General features: G+C 40.1%; 8 protein-coding genes. All 8 read right to left on the bottom strand.

The features are described 5' to 3' along the window. Positions 1-34: 34 nt before the first annotated feature. The gene (locus WAO84_RS07670) at positions 35-1,405 is read right to left on the bottom strand and encodes a M56 family metallopeptidase (protein WP_340064891.1); all 1,371 of its coding nucleotides are present in this window, start codon (positions 1,403-1,405) and stop codon (positions 35-37) included. Positions 1,406-1,428: 23 nt separating this feature from the next. Continuing rightward, entirely contained in the window at positions 1,429-1,833 is a 405-nt protein-coding gene (locus tag WAO84_RS07665) for a BlaI/MecI/CopY family transcriptional regulator (RefSeq protein ID WP_340064889.1), read from the bottom strand. 236 nt (positions 1,834-2,069) lie between these two features. Next, positions 2,070-2,777, bottom strand: coding sequence for a thioesterase II family protein (locus WAO84_RS07660; RefSeq protein ID WP_340064887.1), 708 nt, complete (start codon positions 2,775-2,777; stop codon positions 2,070-2,072). Between the two features lie 46 nt (positions 2,778-2,823). Further along, positions 2,824-4,491, bottom strand: coding sequence for a cyclic peptide export ABC transporter (locus WAO84_RS07655; RefSeq protein WP_340064885.1), 1,668 nt, complete (start codon positions 4,489-4,491; stop codon positions 2,824-2,826). 93 nt (positions 4,492-4,584) lie between these two features. Continuing rightward, positions 4,585-6,234, bottom strand: coding sequence for an MBL fold metallo-hydrolase (locus WAO84_RS07650; protein ID WP_340064883.1), 1,650 nt, complete (start codon positions 6,232-6,234; stop codon positions 4,585-4,587). A gap of 75 nt (positions 6,235-6,309) precedes the next feature. Next, on the bottom strand, positions 6,310-6,684 hold the full coding sequence (locus WAO84_RS07645; protein ID WP_340064881.1) for a hypothetical protein: 375 nt from the start codon (positions 6,682-6,684) through the stop codon (positions 6,310-6,312). 17 nt (positions 6,685-6,701) lie between these two features. Continuing rightward, positions 6,702-9,134 carry a penicillin acylase family protein gene (locus WAO84_RS07640; protein ID WP_340064880.1) on the bottom strand — a complete coding sequence of 811 codons (2,433 nt, stop codon included), beginning with the start codon at positions 9,132-9,134 and terminating at the stop codon, positions 6,702-6,704. 50 nt (positions 9,135-9,184) lie between these two features. Further along, positions 9,185-16,912 (bottom strand): amino acid adenylation domain-containing protein (locus tag WAO84_RS07635; RefSeq protein WP_340064879.1); only part of this gene is annotated, 7,728 nt, incomplete at its 5' end.

Raw genomic sequence — 16,912 nt, 5'->3', positions numbered from 1 at the left:
TATTGTTTTAAAAGGTTATAAAACTTTGTAGTTGTTAGTGTTTTAAAAGATAATTATAACATAACGTCCAATCAGAACGTTTTAAATATTTTGCTTCATATCGCACTTGAATATGAGAAGCAATTTTTTCGCCATTTATAATAAATTGTTCTTTATTCAACATAAATGATAATGCATTTTCAGATACTAAAAGTCCTTCATTCTTCATGTCCAATATCATACTGCTCAATATACTCTCTATATCTTCACTCTGCTGCTCATCCAGATATTCTGCTGTAAGACCCGTAAGCAGGTAAGTTCGTTCGGGTTCTTCTTCAAAACCGTTTTCCTGCTTATCCTGAACATTGGTAGGGGTTGAGGCTAAATCGTTTTTTGATGCTACTGGTGTACTTTTTGTAAATGCCAGACTGGTTAACATGACAATGGCTAACAGAATGGACAAAATACCTTTTTCAAAACTATTATGCTTTCTTTCTTTTTTATTAAGCATTCGGTTAACACGCTTTAAAAGGTGGCCGTCATTACCGGAAAGACGCATGGCATACGAAGGTTTAGCCTGATTTGCTTCTACACATGAAATTAATGCTTTGATATAATCTACCCGGTTTTCTATTTTTTTGACTACCAGATCATCACAGCAGTTTTCTCTTTCTGTTCTTATCAAACCGGATATCCATAGTACTGCCGGATTGAAGAAGAATACTATTTCCAATATGCTTTGTAATATGTTTATCAGGTAATCTTTTCTTTTTATGTGTGCTAGTTCATGGAGTATAACCGATTCTACCTGTTCTGCAGGCATCTGGGTTAATAAGCCTAAGGGCACCAGAATAACAGGTTTAAAATATCCAAATACCACGGGAGCTTTTACCATAGCAGACTGAACGATACTTACATTTTCTTTAATACGTAGCACAATGGCCAGTTCTTTAATACGGTTTTCCCAATAAACACCGGCTGGTAAAATATTTTTGGTCTTTAATCCCTGCATTTTTTTCAGACCCAGAGCCATTATTGTCCCTTTGTAGAGAACAATGCCTACCCATAGCAGCATAATGGTTTGCGAATGGTTCATTAATAAAGAAAAGAATTGGTTTATAAAACCTATGTATGCTTTTCCTGTTTCTAAGTTATGTTCCGGTTGCCCGGCCAGATATATCTCTGTAATATGGCTCCATTCGGGCAAAGAAATCATATAACTTTTTGTATTAGTACCCAAAAAAGCTTCTACAAATACATACCCTATTGCTATTACAAATGCCAACATACCACCCACAAGCACATTATAACGAAGCGCTGCATTATTTCTGGGCATAAGGGCCATAAGCAAATACACTGCAAGAAACATGACTCCTCCTATCCATAAGGAGTTTAAAAATGTCATTACTATCACTTCAGGTTCCATGATCTGTATTTTCTGTTTTATTCTTACTGGTCAGACTCCATTTCGTCCAGCATTTTCTTAATTTTCTCAATATCTTCTTTAGAAGCTTTGTCATCACCCAACAACTGCATAATAAGTTTGCCTGCAGAACCGCTATAAATTCTATCTACAAATCTGTTGAGTAAAAAACTCTTGGTTTTTTCTTCCTCCTCTAATATATGATAAATATGAGTCATTTTACTTACATCCCTATCCAAAATACTCTTATCTGCCATAATTTGCATCTGTTTTAGAGTAGAGGTATATTTAACAGGCTTATGCTCATTGAGTTTTTCATTTACAAAACGAACAGTAGAGGGCCCGTATTTCCAAAGTACCTGCAGTATCTCTAACTCTGCATTGGTGGGTTCTGTAAAACCGGATTTTGATTTTGTTCTCTTTGATTTCATATTCCAAAGGTACGAAAAAAATCGTACGAAAAAATACATTACCTACTTTTCTTATAAAAAAGTAGCTTTTTATAACTATTGAGTACTGTTAAAAAGAAGGTTTTTTGGGAAAAGGGTTTGCGTTACACATCTTAAAATATGTTATGTCTTCATATTTTCATGTGCTAACCACATACTCATTTTTGGTACTACAGTATGGCTATACCTGAATAGGAAAACGGAAGGATTGCTGTTTTTCAGGTTTGCTGAAAAAGAGCTATTTTCTTGAATTGATCCTCTATAAGTTGTGCTACTTTTTGAGGGGCATCATTTAGAAAGAAATGCCCGCCTGGTAAAATCTCTGATTGGAAATTGGCTGTTGTAAACCTTTTCCAGTTATTGATTGCTCCTGATTTTTCTTCCTGATCTCCCATCATAGCAAAAACAGGTGTGTTTACGGGAGGGTACTCGTTCAGGTTGTTTCTTTCGGCCAGCTCAAAATCTGCTCTTAAAACCGGAATAACAAAATCTAGGAGCTCATCATTTTCAAGTACTTCCTGGGGGAGGCCGCCCAGATCTTTAAGTACTTCTATGAATTTTTCACGGTCATACAGATAGCGTTTCCTATCCGCATATATTCCCGGACCTGCGTTACCGCTTACAAACAGGCAGGAAGGAGGTATTCCTTCTTTTTCTAACATACTGCATACTTTAAATGCCATATAGGCGCCCATACTATGGCCAAACAGCATATAAGATTCATGATCCAGACGCTGTGTTATCTGTTTATAAATATCTGCGGCAGCAATATCAAATTCTGTAATAAGGTCTTCTCGTATTCGCTTACCTCTTCCGGGTAATTCTAAGCTTATTACCTCAAAATTAGTGAGGTAAGGTACTAAGAAGTCAAAAGAATATCGGTTTCCTCCTGCAAAATGTAATAAAAACAATTTTGGCTTTTTCACTGATTCGTTTTTTAAGTTTTAAAATTTGGCAAATTCTCATCAGCTCTTATGAGCCTTCCTGAATGTAGTTGAGCTTGTATTGGGCTATATTTTCCTGAACGAGCATTCCCTCTTCCATTTTATACAAGGCATCTGCGCAATGGTAGTACTTATCATCATGCGTTACTGCAAGAATTGTAAGGCCTTCTTCTTTAAGTTCGGGCAGTATATGGGTATAGAATTTTTTACGGAAGTAGGGATCCTGATCTGCCGCCCATTCATCAATAACCAATACCGGTTTGTTTTCCATTAAAGCCGCTATTAATGCCAGTCTTTTGCGTTGTCCCATGGAAAGGCTCGTAGTAGAAAAAGAACGCCCTTCCAGGCTCACTTTATCTTCCATTTCAAACAGCTTGAGATAATGATCCCATTTTTTAATATCTACCGTATTTACTGCCAGTAGATTGTCAAACAAATAGTAATCGCTAAAAACTACAGAGAAGATAGCTTTATAATCAGAGTAACTGTCATTAGTCACGAGTTCGTCATTGAGGTAAATCTGACCTTCATCCGGAACAAGAAGGCCCAGTAATGCCTGTATAAAAGTTGTTTTTCCACTCCCGTTACCCCCATAAATAAATACGATCTCTCCCTTGGGTACCGTAAGATCTATGGGGCCTATACCAAACCCGTTTTTGGCTTCTTTATATTTAAATTCCAGATCACGTATCTGTATATGGTTAAATGTGTTCTTGGAAAGATACGTTTTTGCCAACGGATTACTAAAGTTGGCTTCTTCAAGTTCTGTTTTTAATCGAAACACATGGCCTGAAGATACTCTGGCCCTTGCCAATGCAGGTAGCACGACCATAATGGTTTCAATAGCTCCCAGCAAATATAATAAAGTAAATACATAATTAACTGTATCTGAGGTTTCGATACCCAACATTACACTAAAAAACAGCAGGATACTGGAAATAAGCACGTAAAACAATACCTGTCCTGTAATCTGGCTGTTCAGAAAACCGGTATAGGCCGATGTATTATTGGTATAGGCTTCATTGGCAATGTTTTTTATCTTATGATTAAAGATTGCCTGTCCTTTTCTGGGATCCATGAAGATCTCCTTAAATCCGTCCAGGATAGAGTTAAAATGCGTAATGAAATCATCTTCCAGATTTCTGGCATTCTGAAAATTCTCCATATCTTTTCTCGATCTGAAATGATAGATCATCATACCTGTGAATGCGATCCCCAATGTAACCAGAAAAAGTACTTTAGAGATCATTACCAAATATACCAGGCAGGAAAGAGCCAGGATAACGGATGTAAAGAAATCTATAATACTGAGAGAGGCCTGTGTGAGAATATTAACATCGTTAACTATGGCCGAATGTATTTTATCTTTTCGCTCTTCCAGCTGTTTATAATTTGCTTCGAGTACTAACGCAATGATCTGCTTTCTAAGCTTCCAGAACAATCTTTGAGAGAGTTTAATAATGGCTAATGACAGTGTTCTGCGGGTCCAGATAAAGAATAAAATAATAAAGGCAAAAAGTACGGTATATTCTTTTGTGTACGCAGTAGCATTACCATTGATAAGCAAAGAGTTCATTCTGGTAACTGTATTGATAAACAAAAAGCTAAAGAGGCCGGAAAGCATTCCCAGAAGGGTGTATTTCAGGAGCCCACCTTTGCCCATGAGCGGTAGTACTATTTTCAGGAACTGTTTCAATGATTTAAAATTTATAACTGTTAAAAAGTAAATGCAATCACGGTAGGGAACGACCTGGAAAGCCAGGTAGTTCCCTTCTGGTGACTATATATCCTAACCTGCTATTTCGGCAGATTCTTTTTCTTGCCCTTTTTTTGATTTTTCATAATCGTAAAGAAGTTCCTTTTCACCATAAAGCCTTTCGGCAATGATTCCTCTTTTAGAACACTCGTCCAGCAGACGATTGGATTCTATGATGGCAGGAGATTCATCTGTGTATTTAATACTACTTATAAATTCAAGCCAGGGTTCCATTCCCATAGCATATACATAGGCTTCTTTAGGCTTAAAGATATCTACCAGTGACATGCCTTTATTGCAGTCACAACCGGCCAGCCTTCTGGACTGATCATGCTCTCTGGAAATAGATTCTGTTAAGAGCGGGCCATAAAGCCAGGTTAAAGGCGCTCCGGCACATTCCATCCCCAAGAACAGTACATCTACATTTCCTTTTACTTTTTGAATATGTTCGTAGATCTTAGGCTCCATAACTCTGGAGTCTGCTACAAACAAAAAGCTCAACTCGTTAATGGCAATATGGAAACAGGATTTTGCACGTATGTTCAGGTCACTGTGCTCACCGGTAAAAGGCAATCCGGTGATGGTACAATTCTCAAATTTAATTTCCTGCATCTCATCGATCTCAATGACATTGGTAAACCCTATATTTTCAAATGCCAGTTTAACGCTCGGGTCCTGAAGAGCACCACTGGTCGTGGTAGGTACAATAATGTTTTTCACCTTGTGACGTAAAGGCATTAAGGTTTCAAGAACAATATGATCCTGGTGATTATGGGTTATCAAAACATAATCAATTACATCGGGGAGGTCTATATCAGAAAAGTGCTCTACACTAGATTCATATCCATAATAACTAATAAGAGGATCGACCAGAATACTTACGTCTTTGGTTTCTATAAGGATACAGGCATGGCCAAAGTAACGCATTCTCGCTTTTTCTCCGTTGTACTTTTTATATGTAGGATGCTCTTTGGTGGTAAAGAACGAATTAAATAATTCGCGTTGTTCTTCTTTTACCCCCAGTAAAGTAGCTATCTCATCTATAGAACCGGGTGTTCTTTTCATTTTACTAAGGGCATCTATTCCTTCATGATCAAAAGGAATATCAAGATGTAACACTTCTTTATCATCCAGTTGTGGGGTACTCAGGCAAAACGGCCTTTCATCATTGTTAGTTTCCCATAAAGCGATACTCTGTGAATCTTTAGAATAAAATTCGCTGTGATACAATAATGATTCAAAGAAACGGTATGAAGGGTTGTTATTTAAATCGTAAACCAGTTCTACATACCCTTTAAGTAGTTCGGGTACTTCTTCGTAAAGAGGTTCCAGCGAGGCACCTTTTGCTTTACTTTTGAGCATGGCATCCAACTCTTTTACTGCCGTCGCAAAGGCAATGGCATTGGCTTGTTTATCATGAATTTCTTCTTTAAGCGCTTTTATGTCATCTACTCTTCTGGGATGATAATCCATGAAGGGGCCTCCCAACATTTTCGGGTTCTTTACGGCGGCCTCATGAATGGTTGGCGACTGTATATAAGAGTTCATGATCTTAAGGTGCCTTTCTACAACGTTCATTGCTCCGGTGGCCGGTGATATAAGGTGTGTCCATGCATACCATCGGTCAACAAGAGGGCCAATAATTACGTTGGGTTTGAAATAATAATTTTCCTGCGTTGTCATAATTTTAAATTTTTACAAGGGTTATAACAAATATGTTTTTGAAAAGAATTGTATTTGGTGATTTTGGACGACTTTCTAGCCGTCAACTGTATCGATTTCATTTTTAAGAAACAAAGAAGCACCGGCATACATGGCCAGGCCACTCAGCAATCCCCCCATAAGAGAAGACAGAAGGATCACGATGGTTTTATGCATCCCAATAAAGGTTCCTATTATACTAAGAATATCTCCCAGATATATATAATTGTACCACGAAGTGAGCAAGAGCCATACGAGCATCCCTGCTAAAAACCCAATCCTGAAAAAGGCCGCTTTGTACCTGTTAAAAGAGGTTAGGGCCCCCAATAAAAAAAGAGGTACCACAAAACTCCACCAGGGAAGTTGATGCCATAATCCGGAGATGATTATAAGTAAACAGGCCAAAAGAAACAGTAAACTATTTGTTTTCATGTAAATGCTTATTAAGTTTATTTGGAAAGAGACCATTTTGAGGAAGTACGCTTTTCTGCATCTTGCTCTGAGGTGAAAAATAAAAGTTCATAGTACTTTCCTTTTTGCCAGTCATCCAGAAAGTTATCATAGTAAGGGCTTCCTATTTTACCTGACTGTCCTCCGGCATGAATGCCATAGGCTTTGGGAGGGGTTCCTATTTCTACAACCATTCGCCATACCGGCCCCCAGTTGGGTGACATGGCATTTATAGCGTCAGGATGTCCGGAAGTCGCTATACCACTTCTTCCGAAAAAAGGTATCCCTGTTAAATGCGGAAGTGAAACCTGATTAAAAGCGTCCCATGTATGTGTATTTTCTTCAGCAAGCTCCTCATATACCTCAGTAGCTTTTACAAATGCTCGGGTAAGTAGCTGAGAGGCATCTTCTTTTACTTCGGTAGCTATTACATCAAAAAAACGATGTTGAGCCTGATTTTCTAAAAGATTGGCAAGTACGTAATTATCCGGGGGTCTTAAATAAAAGTCATATTGTTTGAGCTCATCCCAGGTAAGGGATCGGAAAGCATCCCACCATAATTCGAACAATCGTGCCATTTCATCATTCAAAGTATATGTACCTTTCCACTTTTCAATGGCATTCAAATACTGTAGAGCCTTTTCATCCAGTTCATCCCTGATAATCATATCCACCATGTGGGTTAGTGTTTCTGTCGCGAACAAATTGGTAGCATCCAGTTGAATTTGCTGGGTTTTAAGGATGTCAAATTGGTTTTCATTGTTTAACAGTTCATTAATCCTTCGAGCACGCGTTTCTGAAAAATAGCCGCTATAATTGTATTTTCCATTTGAAAAAGCCGGAGTCTGATTGGCGGAAAGCACATATTGAGAATCGGGATTTTTTATTTGCGGAAGACTATCAAATGGAATGTATTCTTTCACGATATATTTTTCGGAAGTACCATCCAGTATAAACCTTCCATGACCTCTTTCTCTTTTAGCTATTTTACCCTGGTGGTGTATGGCTATGGTTTGATCTTTTCCTGCATATGTAAAATTTTGTGAAGGACACACATACGTGGCAATGGCCTCTTTAAAATCAGCATAGTTTTTTGCTTTATTAAGCCTGATAAATGTTCTGAATTCGTTAGAAGGGGTATGCAGTTCCCATTTAAGTGCATAATTAATTACCTCTTCTCCCAGCACTTCATGAAACTTTTTATCTGCTACCAGCGGGCCATGTACACTGTGATATACTGTATCTATTACGGGGCTTCCTCCTTTTCGTTTTATGGTTTCTATTCTGGACTCAAGAGGATACCATTTCCCATCCATCATATATTGTTTATAATCTTCTGAAACGATGAGTTTATACCAGTCCTTAACATCATCGGCACCATTGGTAACTCCCCAGGCAATGTCTTCATTAAAACCAATAATGATTGCAGGCGCACCCGGTATGGAAACTCCATACACATTCATTCCAGGAGCAGATAATTGCATCTCGAGCCAGATGTTGGGCAGGCTAAAGTTAAGATGAGGGTCACAGGCCAGGATAGGGTTTCCCGATGTGGTCTTCGCTCCGGATACGGCCCAGCTGTTACTACCCAGTCTTGGGTTATACTCTTTACTTTGTACGGTTCCTGATTTTAAAAAGGCATAGTCCAGATACGCTGGTTTTTTAAAAGCTGCTTGCAGTGAATCTCCTCCTGCATACAGATCACCAGGCATGACGGGTACGGCCTTCGGGTTAACATCTGGGAACAAGAGATTGAAGTCTTTTTCTCCCAGGGCCAACAACATTTTAGATTGAAAAACATCTTCTCCGTAACCGGTCATTTTATCGGCAAAGCCTTTCAGGATCAAAACACTTTTAAGATTGGTCCAGGGTTCCGGTTCATATCCAAGTATTTTGTATTCCAAAGGCATATTTTTATAGCTCAAACGCTTAATAAATGCATTTACACCTTTGGTATATGCATGTAAGGCTTCCATGGTTTCCGGATCTTTCTCCATCACGGCCAGTGATCGTTTGGCAGCTTCCAGAATACCTAATCGCCTTTGGGCACGATCCATATTGAGTATTCTTTCTCCTTCAAACAATTCTGCCAGGCGCCCTCCTGATGCGTAGGTCATAAATTCCATTTGCCATAATCGCAGGCTCGCCGTTACATAGCCTTGGGCCATATACAGGTCATTAAGATTACGGGCATAGATATGCGGCACCTTTCTATCGTCTAAGAATACGGTAACGCTATCTTCCAGACCTATTTCTTTAAACACTTGTTTCGGCTCGGTAAGCTCTGAGATATCTCCATTGTGTACCACTCCGCTAAACGGGTTCAATACTTGCCCTAAAGGAAAAATATTGAACATTTGGCTGGACAGTAGAAAAATCAAAATAACCAGTGCCAGCAGAGGGAACAAAAAGTTTATATTAATTTTCTTCATTGTTTTTACAGACTTCTTTATTTGTTGTTTAATGAATTAAAAAGGCAGACTTAAGAGCCTGAAAAAATAGCAGTAAGCAATTCACGATATACGTATGTATTCTGATCATTAAACGCTTCCCAGTGACTCCCGTTTACCATGCGCTTGTCAAAAGCCCCTTCGGTAAAGGGTTTCCACGCTTCCATACGGCTGGGTATTTTGTTGTCTGATGCTTCCAGTGCATATATATCTACCTGTACTTTTCCGGTTTGGATATAATTAGTACTTATGGAGATATTATTGGCTAAAAATGCTTTGAGCTTTTCTTTATCTGATGGTTGGAAATACGCTTCAAACTTTTCTGCCAGCCAGTTGAGTTCTTTTTTGCTTACAGATTTTTGCTTCAGATCGTTAAAATACTGTTGCACAGGCCTGTCCACCAGTATTAATTTTACTGAGTTAAACCGTTTTTCAAGAATTTTAGTCATCTCGAAGGCAATGGGTGCTCCCATAGAGTATCCAACAATGGCAAAATCACCTTCGGATTGTCTGGCCAGGATCTCTTTGCTAAACTCCTGTGCAGCTTCTTCAACTGATTTGAAAAACTGCTCTCCTTCTTCCAGTCCGCGATACTGAAAACCGTAACAGTTAAACGTATCACTCAGGGTTTCTGAAAGCTTTCTATAAAGCATGGGGTTTCCTAAAACCGGAGGTATAAAATATACGTTGGCACGGGCTTCATACCTGTTTTCATTAAGTGTAACCAAATGCGAATCTGAAAAGGTTTGAGAAGCCATCTGCCTAATGGTCGGGTGATTGTAAATATCGCGTAATTTGATATTAAAGTTGTGATTTTTATTAAGCAGGGTCTGTAGTTTTACAGCTTTCAAACTATGCCCGCCTATGTGGAAAAAGTTATCATCTATACCTACTTTTTTCACTTGCAACAGTTCCTTCCAGACACGCACTAACAATTTCTCTGCTTCGGTTGCGGGCGGAGTATATGGTTGTGTATTGGTGACTGAAGTTTCTGGAGCAGGCAACTTGCTTTTATCCAGTTTTCCATTGGCGGTAAGTGGCAATTCAGGGATTTGTATAATGAAAGTCGGGATCATATAGGCAGGCAGCCTTTGTGTAAGATAGGTGCGTAACCCTTCTATTTTAAGATCAGTTTCTCCTGTGACATATGCTGCTAACTGAATTTCATTCTGCACACCCGGAACGGTCACTACAACTGCTTCATTTACAACTTTCTGTTCTTTAAGGCTTGCTTCAATTTCACCAGGCTCAATTCGGTACCCCCTAACTTTTACCTGCTCGTCTTTTCTGCCTATGATTTCCATATTACCATCCGGTAACCAGCGTACCAGATCACCTGTTAAATACATACGCTCTTTATTACCAAAAGATGCGGTAATAAATTTGCGGGCAGTAAGCTCTTCCCGGTTAAGGTAGCCTTTTGCCACACCGTCACCACTTATCCCTAATTCGCCTATAGCGCCAAAAGGTAATAATTCGCCACTTTCAGACAATACGTAAAACCGGGTATTAGGTAATGGTTTACCAATAGGAACTGATTTTTTGAACAGTGTATTTATTCGATAACAACTGCTATATGTGGTGTCTTCCGAGGGCCCATAGAGATTCCTTACTTCCATAGTATCCAGCGGTAACTGGGTAAGTAACGATACGGGAACATGTTCTCCGGCCATATTAAGGGCTTTTACCTTATGCCAGTTCACTCTTTTTTCAACTAACATTTTCACTACCGAAGGCACTGTGTTTATCAATACATCTGATTCTTTATTGAGATAATGGGGTATCTCAATGGCATCGCGTAATATTCTAAGCTGTTTGCCGGTGGTTAACGGATAGAAAAACTCGAAAACGGAAAGGTCAAAGCTATGTGAGGTTGCTGCATAGAGGGTTTGGAAAGGTGTTTCTTCAAATTCTTTCCCGGCCCAGTTAATAAGAGAACTCACATTGTTATGAGTGATCATAACGCCTTTGGGCGTACCCGTAGATCCTGAAGTATAGATAATATACGCTATATCTTCAGGGCGATGCTCCACTTCGGGAGGGGTTACGGCGAAGGCTTGTTTTTCTTTACGATAGTTGTTTAGGAAAGAACTATCTACAGACAACCGGCACTTGCTGTCCTCTTCAATAAGACGAACACGATCTTCAGGATAAGAAGTATCTACCGGAACATAGGCCGCACCGGTTTTCAGTACTGCCAGTAGGGCTGTAAGCAACTGTGTATCTCTGTCGAGTTTTACGGCAATCAGGTCTCCCGGGCCAATTCCATACCGGTCTATAAGAAAATGTGCCAGTTGGTTAGCTTCCTCATGTAGCTGCGAATAGGATAAAGCGGTACCTTCAAACAATACGGCTGTAGCATCTGCACTGGTTATCGCCTGTTGCTCAAGAAGCCTCATTAGGGTATTCTCAGGCAGGTAGCCGGTGTCTGTTATAGTAAGTTCGTTTACCAGTTTATGTCGCTCATCATCATTTAACAGCGAAAGTGTATGAATAGCAGATTCTGGTGAACTCACTACAGATCGCAATAATTGTTCCAGGTGGGTAAGTAACCTTTCTGCAGTATTCTTTGTATAGATGTCACTATTGTATGTTAGATGGGCATGTAGTATGCCTTCGATCTTTACAAAATCAAATTGTAAATCGAACTTGCTGGTGGTATCTGTACCGCCCTCTACCGGACTCACTTTTAGTTTCTCGAAAGTGCCGGATATTTCAGGCTGCTCATTGTTCTGAAGTACCATCATAATATCAAATAAGGCATTACGACTGGTATCCCGTTGCAACGGCAACATATCTACCAATTCATCGAAAGGGAACACCTGATGTTCAAAAGCACCCAATACTACTTCACGGGTATTTTTTAGAATACTCGTAAACGGATCACTGCTGTTAAATGTATTTCGAAGTGCCAGGGTATTCACATACAATCCTATCTGGTTTTCCAGATCGGAATGTTCTCTTCCTGCTACAGGGCTTCCAATAATGATATCGGTTTGCGAAGTGTATTTATAGATCAATACGTTTACTACTGAAAGAAGCCCCATGAAAAGAGTGGCATCATTATCTCTGCACAGCTTTTCAAAACCGGAAGTCAGGTCAGTATTTAAACTTTTCTGAACAGCCCCTCCATGATAGGTCTTAACCGGCGGACGAACAAAATCTCCGGGAATATCTACTACAGGGAGTTCTCCTTCAAACTGCTGTAACCAGTATTCTTTATGAGAAGTAAGGGCCTCATCGGCAAGTTCTTCTTTGAGCCATACTGCATAATCTTTATAATGGATGCGTAAAGGCGGTAACGGATTTTTTCTGTTTTGTACAAATGCCTGATACAGTTGCATCAATTCTTTTGCAAAAACACTTATGGACCAGCCATCACTAATGATGTGATGCATCACGTAAATAAACATCCATTTTTCATCACTGTATCTAAACAGACCTGCCCTGATAAGAGGCCCCTGCGCAAGATTAAATGATGCGGTTACTTCTCTAAAAGCCAGTTGGGTGGCAGCTTCTTTCGGGTCTTCTAAAGAGCGGAGATCTTTTACATCTATATTAAAGCCCAGATCTTCAGGGGTCTTTACAGTTTGACGTACATTGCCTTCACTATCTGTAAAGAAGATGGTGCGCAAACTTTCATGACGTTCTATAACTACTGCAAATGCCATAGAGAGGGCTTCGGTATCTAAGTTGCCTTCAAACTGATACAGACCCGGTATGTTATAGGCTCTGTTACCTTCTTCAAACTGACTTAGCATCCACATTCTTCGCTGTGCGGAAGATAGCGGATAGTCATGCTGCAATTGTACCTGCGGGATCTCTTTATAGAAAGACCGGGAAGACGTTGCTATAAGCGAAGCCATATGGGCCAATACAGGCGTCCTAAATATGTTTTTAAGCGGAAGATTCACTTCAAATTCCCGACGTATTTTGTTGGCAAGCTGTACAGCTTTGAGGCTGTGCCCTCCCAGTTCAAAAAAGTTATCAGTCGCTCCTATAGGTTCTCTATGCAGCAGTTCCTGCCATATAGCCACCAGTTTTTCTTCGGTTTCATTGGCTGGCTTCACATAGGTATTCTCTATTGAACTGCCTGAATTATCAGGTTCCGGCAGTGCTTTTCTGTCAATCTTGCCATTGGCTGTTAACGGCATTTGGTCAAGATATACATATTGGGAAGGGATCATGTACTCGGGTACTATGGATGCCAGTTTAGTTCTAACTTCAGATATCTCCGGTTGTTGTTCAGCACTTACCATATAAGCTACCAGTTGCTGATCTTCTCCTGAATCGGGCTTTACCACTACTACAGCTTCATTAATACCTGTAACTTTGGTAAGGGCATGTGCTATTTCACCCAGTTCTATACGGAAACCTCTAAGTTTTATCTGGTTATCCATACGGCCTATATACAGCACATTGCCATCGGGAAGCCATTTTCCTACATCACCGGTACGATACATTTTTTCACCGGGTTTAAATGGATTATCAACAAACTTCTCTGAAGTAAGTGTCTCCCGGTTCAGATATCCGTAAGCCAGGCCGTCACCTCCTATACATATTTCTCCCAAACAGCCCACGGGTACCGGGTTTTGATCATTATCCAGTATATAAATACTGGTATTCCAAATGGGTTTCCCAATAGGTATTTGTGTATCCTCAATCCCGGTTTGGTAATAGGTAACATCTATAGACGCTTCTGTTGGCCCGTAAAGGTTATGAATAGGGGTGTCCAGATGTGCATACCACTGCTGTACAGTATTTGCCGGCAAGGCCTCCCCGCTGGTAATTACCAGACGAAGACTCTTGAGTTTTTCTGTAAAACCGGTAGTATCAAATAATGATCCTATAAACACATTTAGCATACTGGGCACAAAATGAAGACAGGTCACTTTATGTCTGGAAATAAGCGCTGCTATGTTTTCAGGAGCTCCTACATCGTCACGGGTACAAAGCACCATTTGAGCACCCCAGCAAAGAGGCATAAATATTTCCCAGACCGATACGTCAAACGTGTAAGTGGTTTTTTGAAGTATTACATCTTCACTGCTAAATCTATAGTGTTTCCACATCCACTCCAGTCTATTGACCACTCCTTTGTGAGAAAGTATACATCCTTTGGGATTACCTGTAGAACCGGATGTATAAATTACATATGCTACATCGGATGAAGTTATTTGCAAAGGAGAATTTTCATCACGGTATGTATCTGAATGCTTTTTAAAGTTATCAATTTCTGTACTATCTAAAAGCACTTTGCTGTTGCTGTCCTCATGTATGTATTGTATTCTCTCTTGAGGATACTGAGGATCTACGGGTACATAAACGGCACCGAGTTTTTGAATGGCAAGCAGCGAGATAATCATCCATTCGCTACGCTCAAGACATACGGTTATAAATTTTCCTTTTCCTGCCTTATGTTCTTTTTTCAGATAGTCTGCCAGTTGGTTAGCCTTCTTATTGAGCTCTTTAAAGGTGAATGACCGGCCTTCAAAGATCAAGGCTACGGCATCCGGTTGCTGTGCCACCTGATTTTCGAACAGCTCGGGCAGTGTAGCTTCTTCGGGATATGCGGCTCTGGTCTCATTAAATGTGTATAATACTTTTTCTCTTTCGTCATCGCTGAGGAAATCATAGTCTTTAAGCAAACTATCGGGCCGTGCTATTAAATAATCCAGAACGCGGTAAAACAAATCGGCCAGTTGTTCTGCCTGCATACCAGTTTTTAGCTTTCTTAACAATACAAAACCTATTTGATAAAAATCACCTGTGGTGCTTACGGTAAAATCTAAAAAGGTATTGGTATTGTTACTACCTCTTAATTCCATAACCTCCTGCTCTTCAAAACTATTTTGGCCGGTGTCCTGTTCCTGTATTTCCCGGTAACTATGAAAATCAACATAGTTAAAATAGGTATCAAAGAACGGATTTCCTTTGAATTGCCCCTGAGTATGCAAGCCGGCTATTTCCAGAAGGCTGAGGCGTTCGTTTGGCTTTTGCCGAATGAGTTTTTCCTGTATCTCTTTTACAAAATCTAAATTACTTTGGGCACTTTCTATAGTTACTCTAAAAGGCACTGTATTGAGGAAACAACCCAGTATTTTATCACCATCTTCACTTGATGGCCTTGTATTAGTTACTAAACCGGCAAGCACTTCATTGTCTGAATTCAGTATTCTCAGCATATACAGATATGCGGCAAAGGAGACTTCTTTAACACTTATACCATGATTCTGAGTAAACGTGCGGAACTCATTGAGTTTTTCTGCAGAGATGGCTCTGGAAAAGAACTGATGATCTGGTTCTTCTGTAAAAATATCAAGGCGCTTATGAGCTTCCAGTTCTTCTTTCCAAAAGTCTTTGATATCGGTATTCTGCTTATCCAGTTCATGTTGCAGAATAAAATCTCTGTAGGTGGATTTCAGTTTTTCAGGAACGTATTCGGCATCTTCCAGCAACCTTAGGTAGAGATTATTGATCTCAGTAAGCAGTAATGAATCACTCCAGCCGTCTATAATTGCATGGTGACACTGAGAAACGAAGATCATTTGATCATTCCCAACATGAAAAACGGCCATACGGTACAAAGGTGCCTGTTGCAGGTTGAACGGATTGTTCAGTTCGGAAGCCAGATAATCCCTGATGATCTCTTCTTTCTCTTTTACAGATGTTATTTCAGAAAGATCGTGATACGTTACCGGAATCTCTACTTCTTTATACACTATCTGAACCTCTGTTTCATAATCCTGTACATTAAAACCGGTTCGCAGTATTTCGTGTTTTGCTGCCAGTAGCTGTACGGCTTTTGAAAAAATATCAAAATCAAAATTCTCAAATGTACGCTGGTTGACCATTTGATCGTGATACAAATGCTGCCCTTCATTAACAATGGTCTCAAACACCATTCCTTTTTCTATATCACTCATAGGGTAAATATCTTCGACATTTTCCCGTTCATGAGGAGGCATTTGTTCCAATACGTATTTGCGAAGCTGGGCAAATTCTTTTTCCAGTACGGCCTCTTTTTCTTTTACCAGGCTATCTTTCAGGCTGGTGTCTCCACCCTCTGAATGCATATGCTTTACCAGAGTCTCTACGGTGTCATAAGTATATACGTCTGCTACTGGTATTTCTATAGCCATCTGCTTTCGCACTTCACTTACCATTCTGAGTATTCTTATAGAATCGCCGCCAAGATCAAAAAACTTATCTTTAATCCCTACGCGTTCTATTTTTAGAACGTCCTGCCATATCTCTGCCATTTTCACTTCTTCAGGAGTAACCGGCGCCACATACTCGGCACCTCTTTGTAAGCCTTCACCTCCAGAGGTAGCCAGCGCTTTCTTGTCTATCTTGCCATTTGGGGTTAACGGGAAAGACTCCATCTGTACATAGCGTGAAGGTACCGCATAGCCCGGTACACGATCCCGCAGGTACTCCTGTAACGAAACCGAATCTAACCCCTCTTCACCCGTTAAATATACCACCAGTTCCAGATCACCCTGCGCTCCGGCCTCGGCCAACACTACCACACCACTCACACCCGGGTAACCACTCAATGCACTCTCCAACTCGCCCAACTCTATTCGATACCCACGTATCTTCACCTGATCATCCTTCCTCCCTAAAAACTCTATACTCCCATCAGGCAACCAGCGTGCCAGATCGCCCGTGCGATACATACGAGAACCTTCACTAAAAGGATCCGCCACAAACTTCTCCGAACTCAATACAGGCTGATTCAAATATCCCGTGGAAAC

The organism is Ascidiimonas aurantiaca (genome assembly GCF_037646345.1).
Lineage (GTDB): Bacteria > Bacteroidota > Bacteroidia > Flavobacteriales > Flavobacteriaceae > Ascidiimonas > Ascidiimonas aurantiaca.
The sequence above is the reverse complement of the archived record's forward strand: the minus strand, read 5'-3'. Positions and strand labels throughout refer to the sequence as shown.

Coding starts and splice junctions, on each gene's coding strand:
- WAO84_RS07670 (WP_340064891.1), bottom strand. CDS start 1,405: ATGGAACCTGAAGTGATAGTAATGACATTTTTAAACTCCTTATGGATA.
- WAO84_RS07665 (WP_340064889.1), bottom strand. CDS start 1,833: ATGAAATCAAAGAGAACAAAATCAAAATCCGGTTTTACAGAACCCACC.
- WAO84_RS07650 (WP_340064883.1), bottom strand. CDS start 6,234: ATGACAACGCAGGAAAATTATTATTTCAAACCCAACGTAATTATTGGC.
- WAO84_RS07645 (WP_340064881.1), bottom strand. CDS start 6,684: ATGAAAACAAATAGTTTACTGTTTCTTTTGGCCTGTTTACTTATAATC.
- WAO84_RS07640 (WP_340064880.1), bottom strand. CDS start 9,134: ATGAAGAAAATTAATATAAACTTTTTGTTCCCTCTGCTGGCACTGGTT.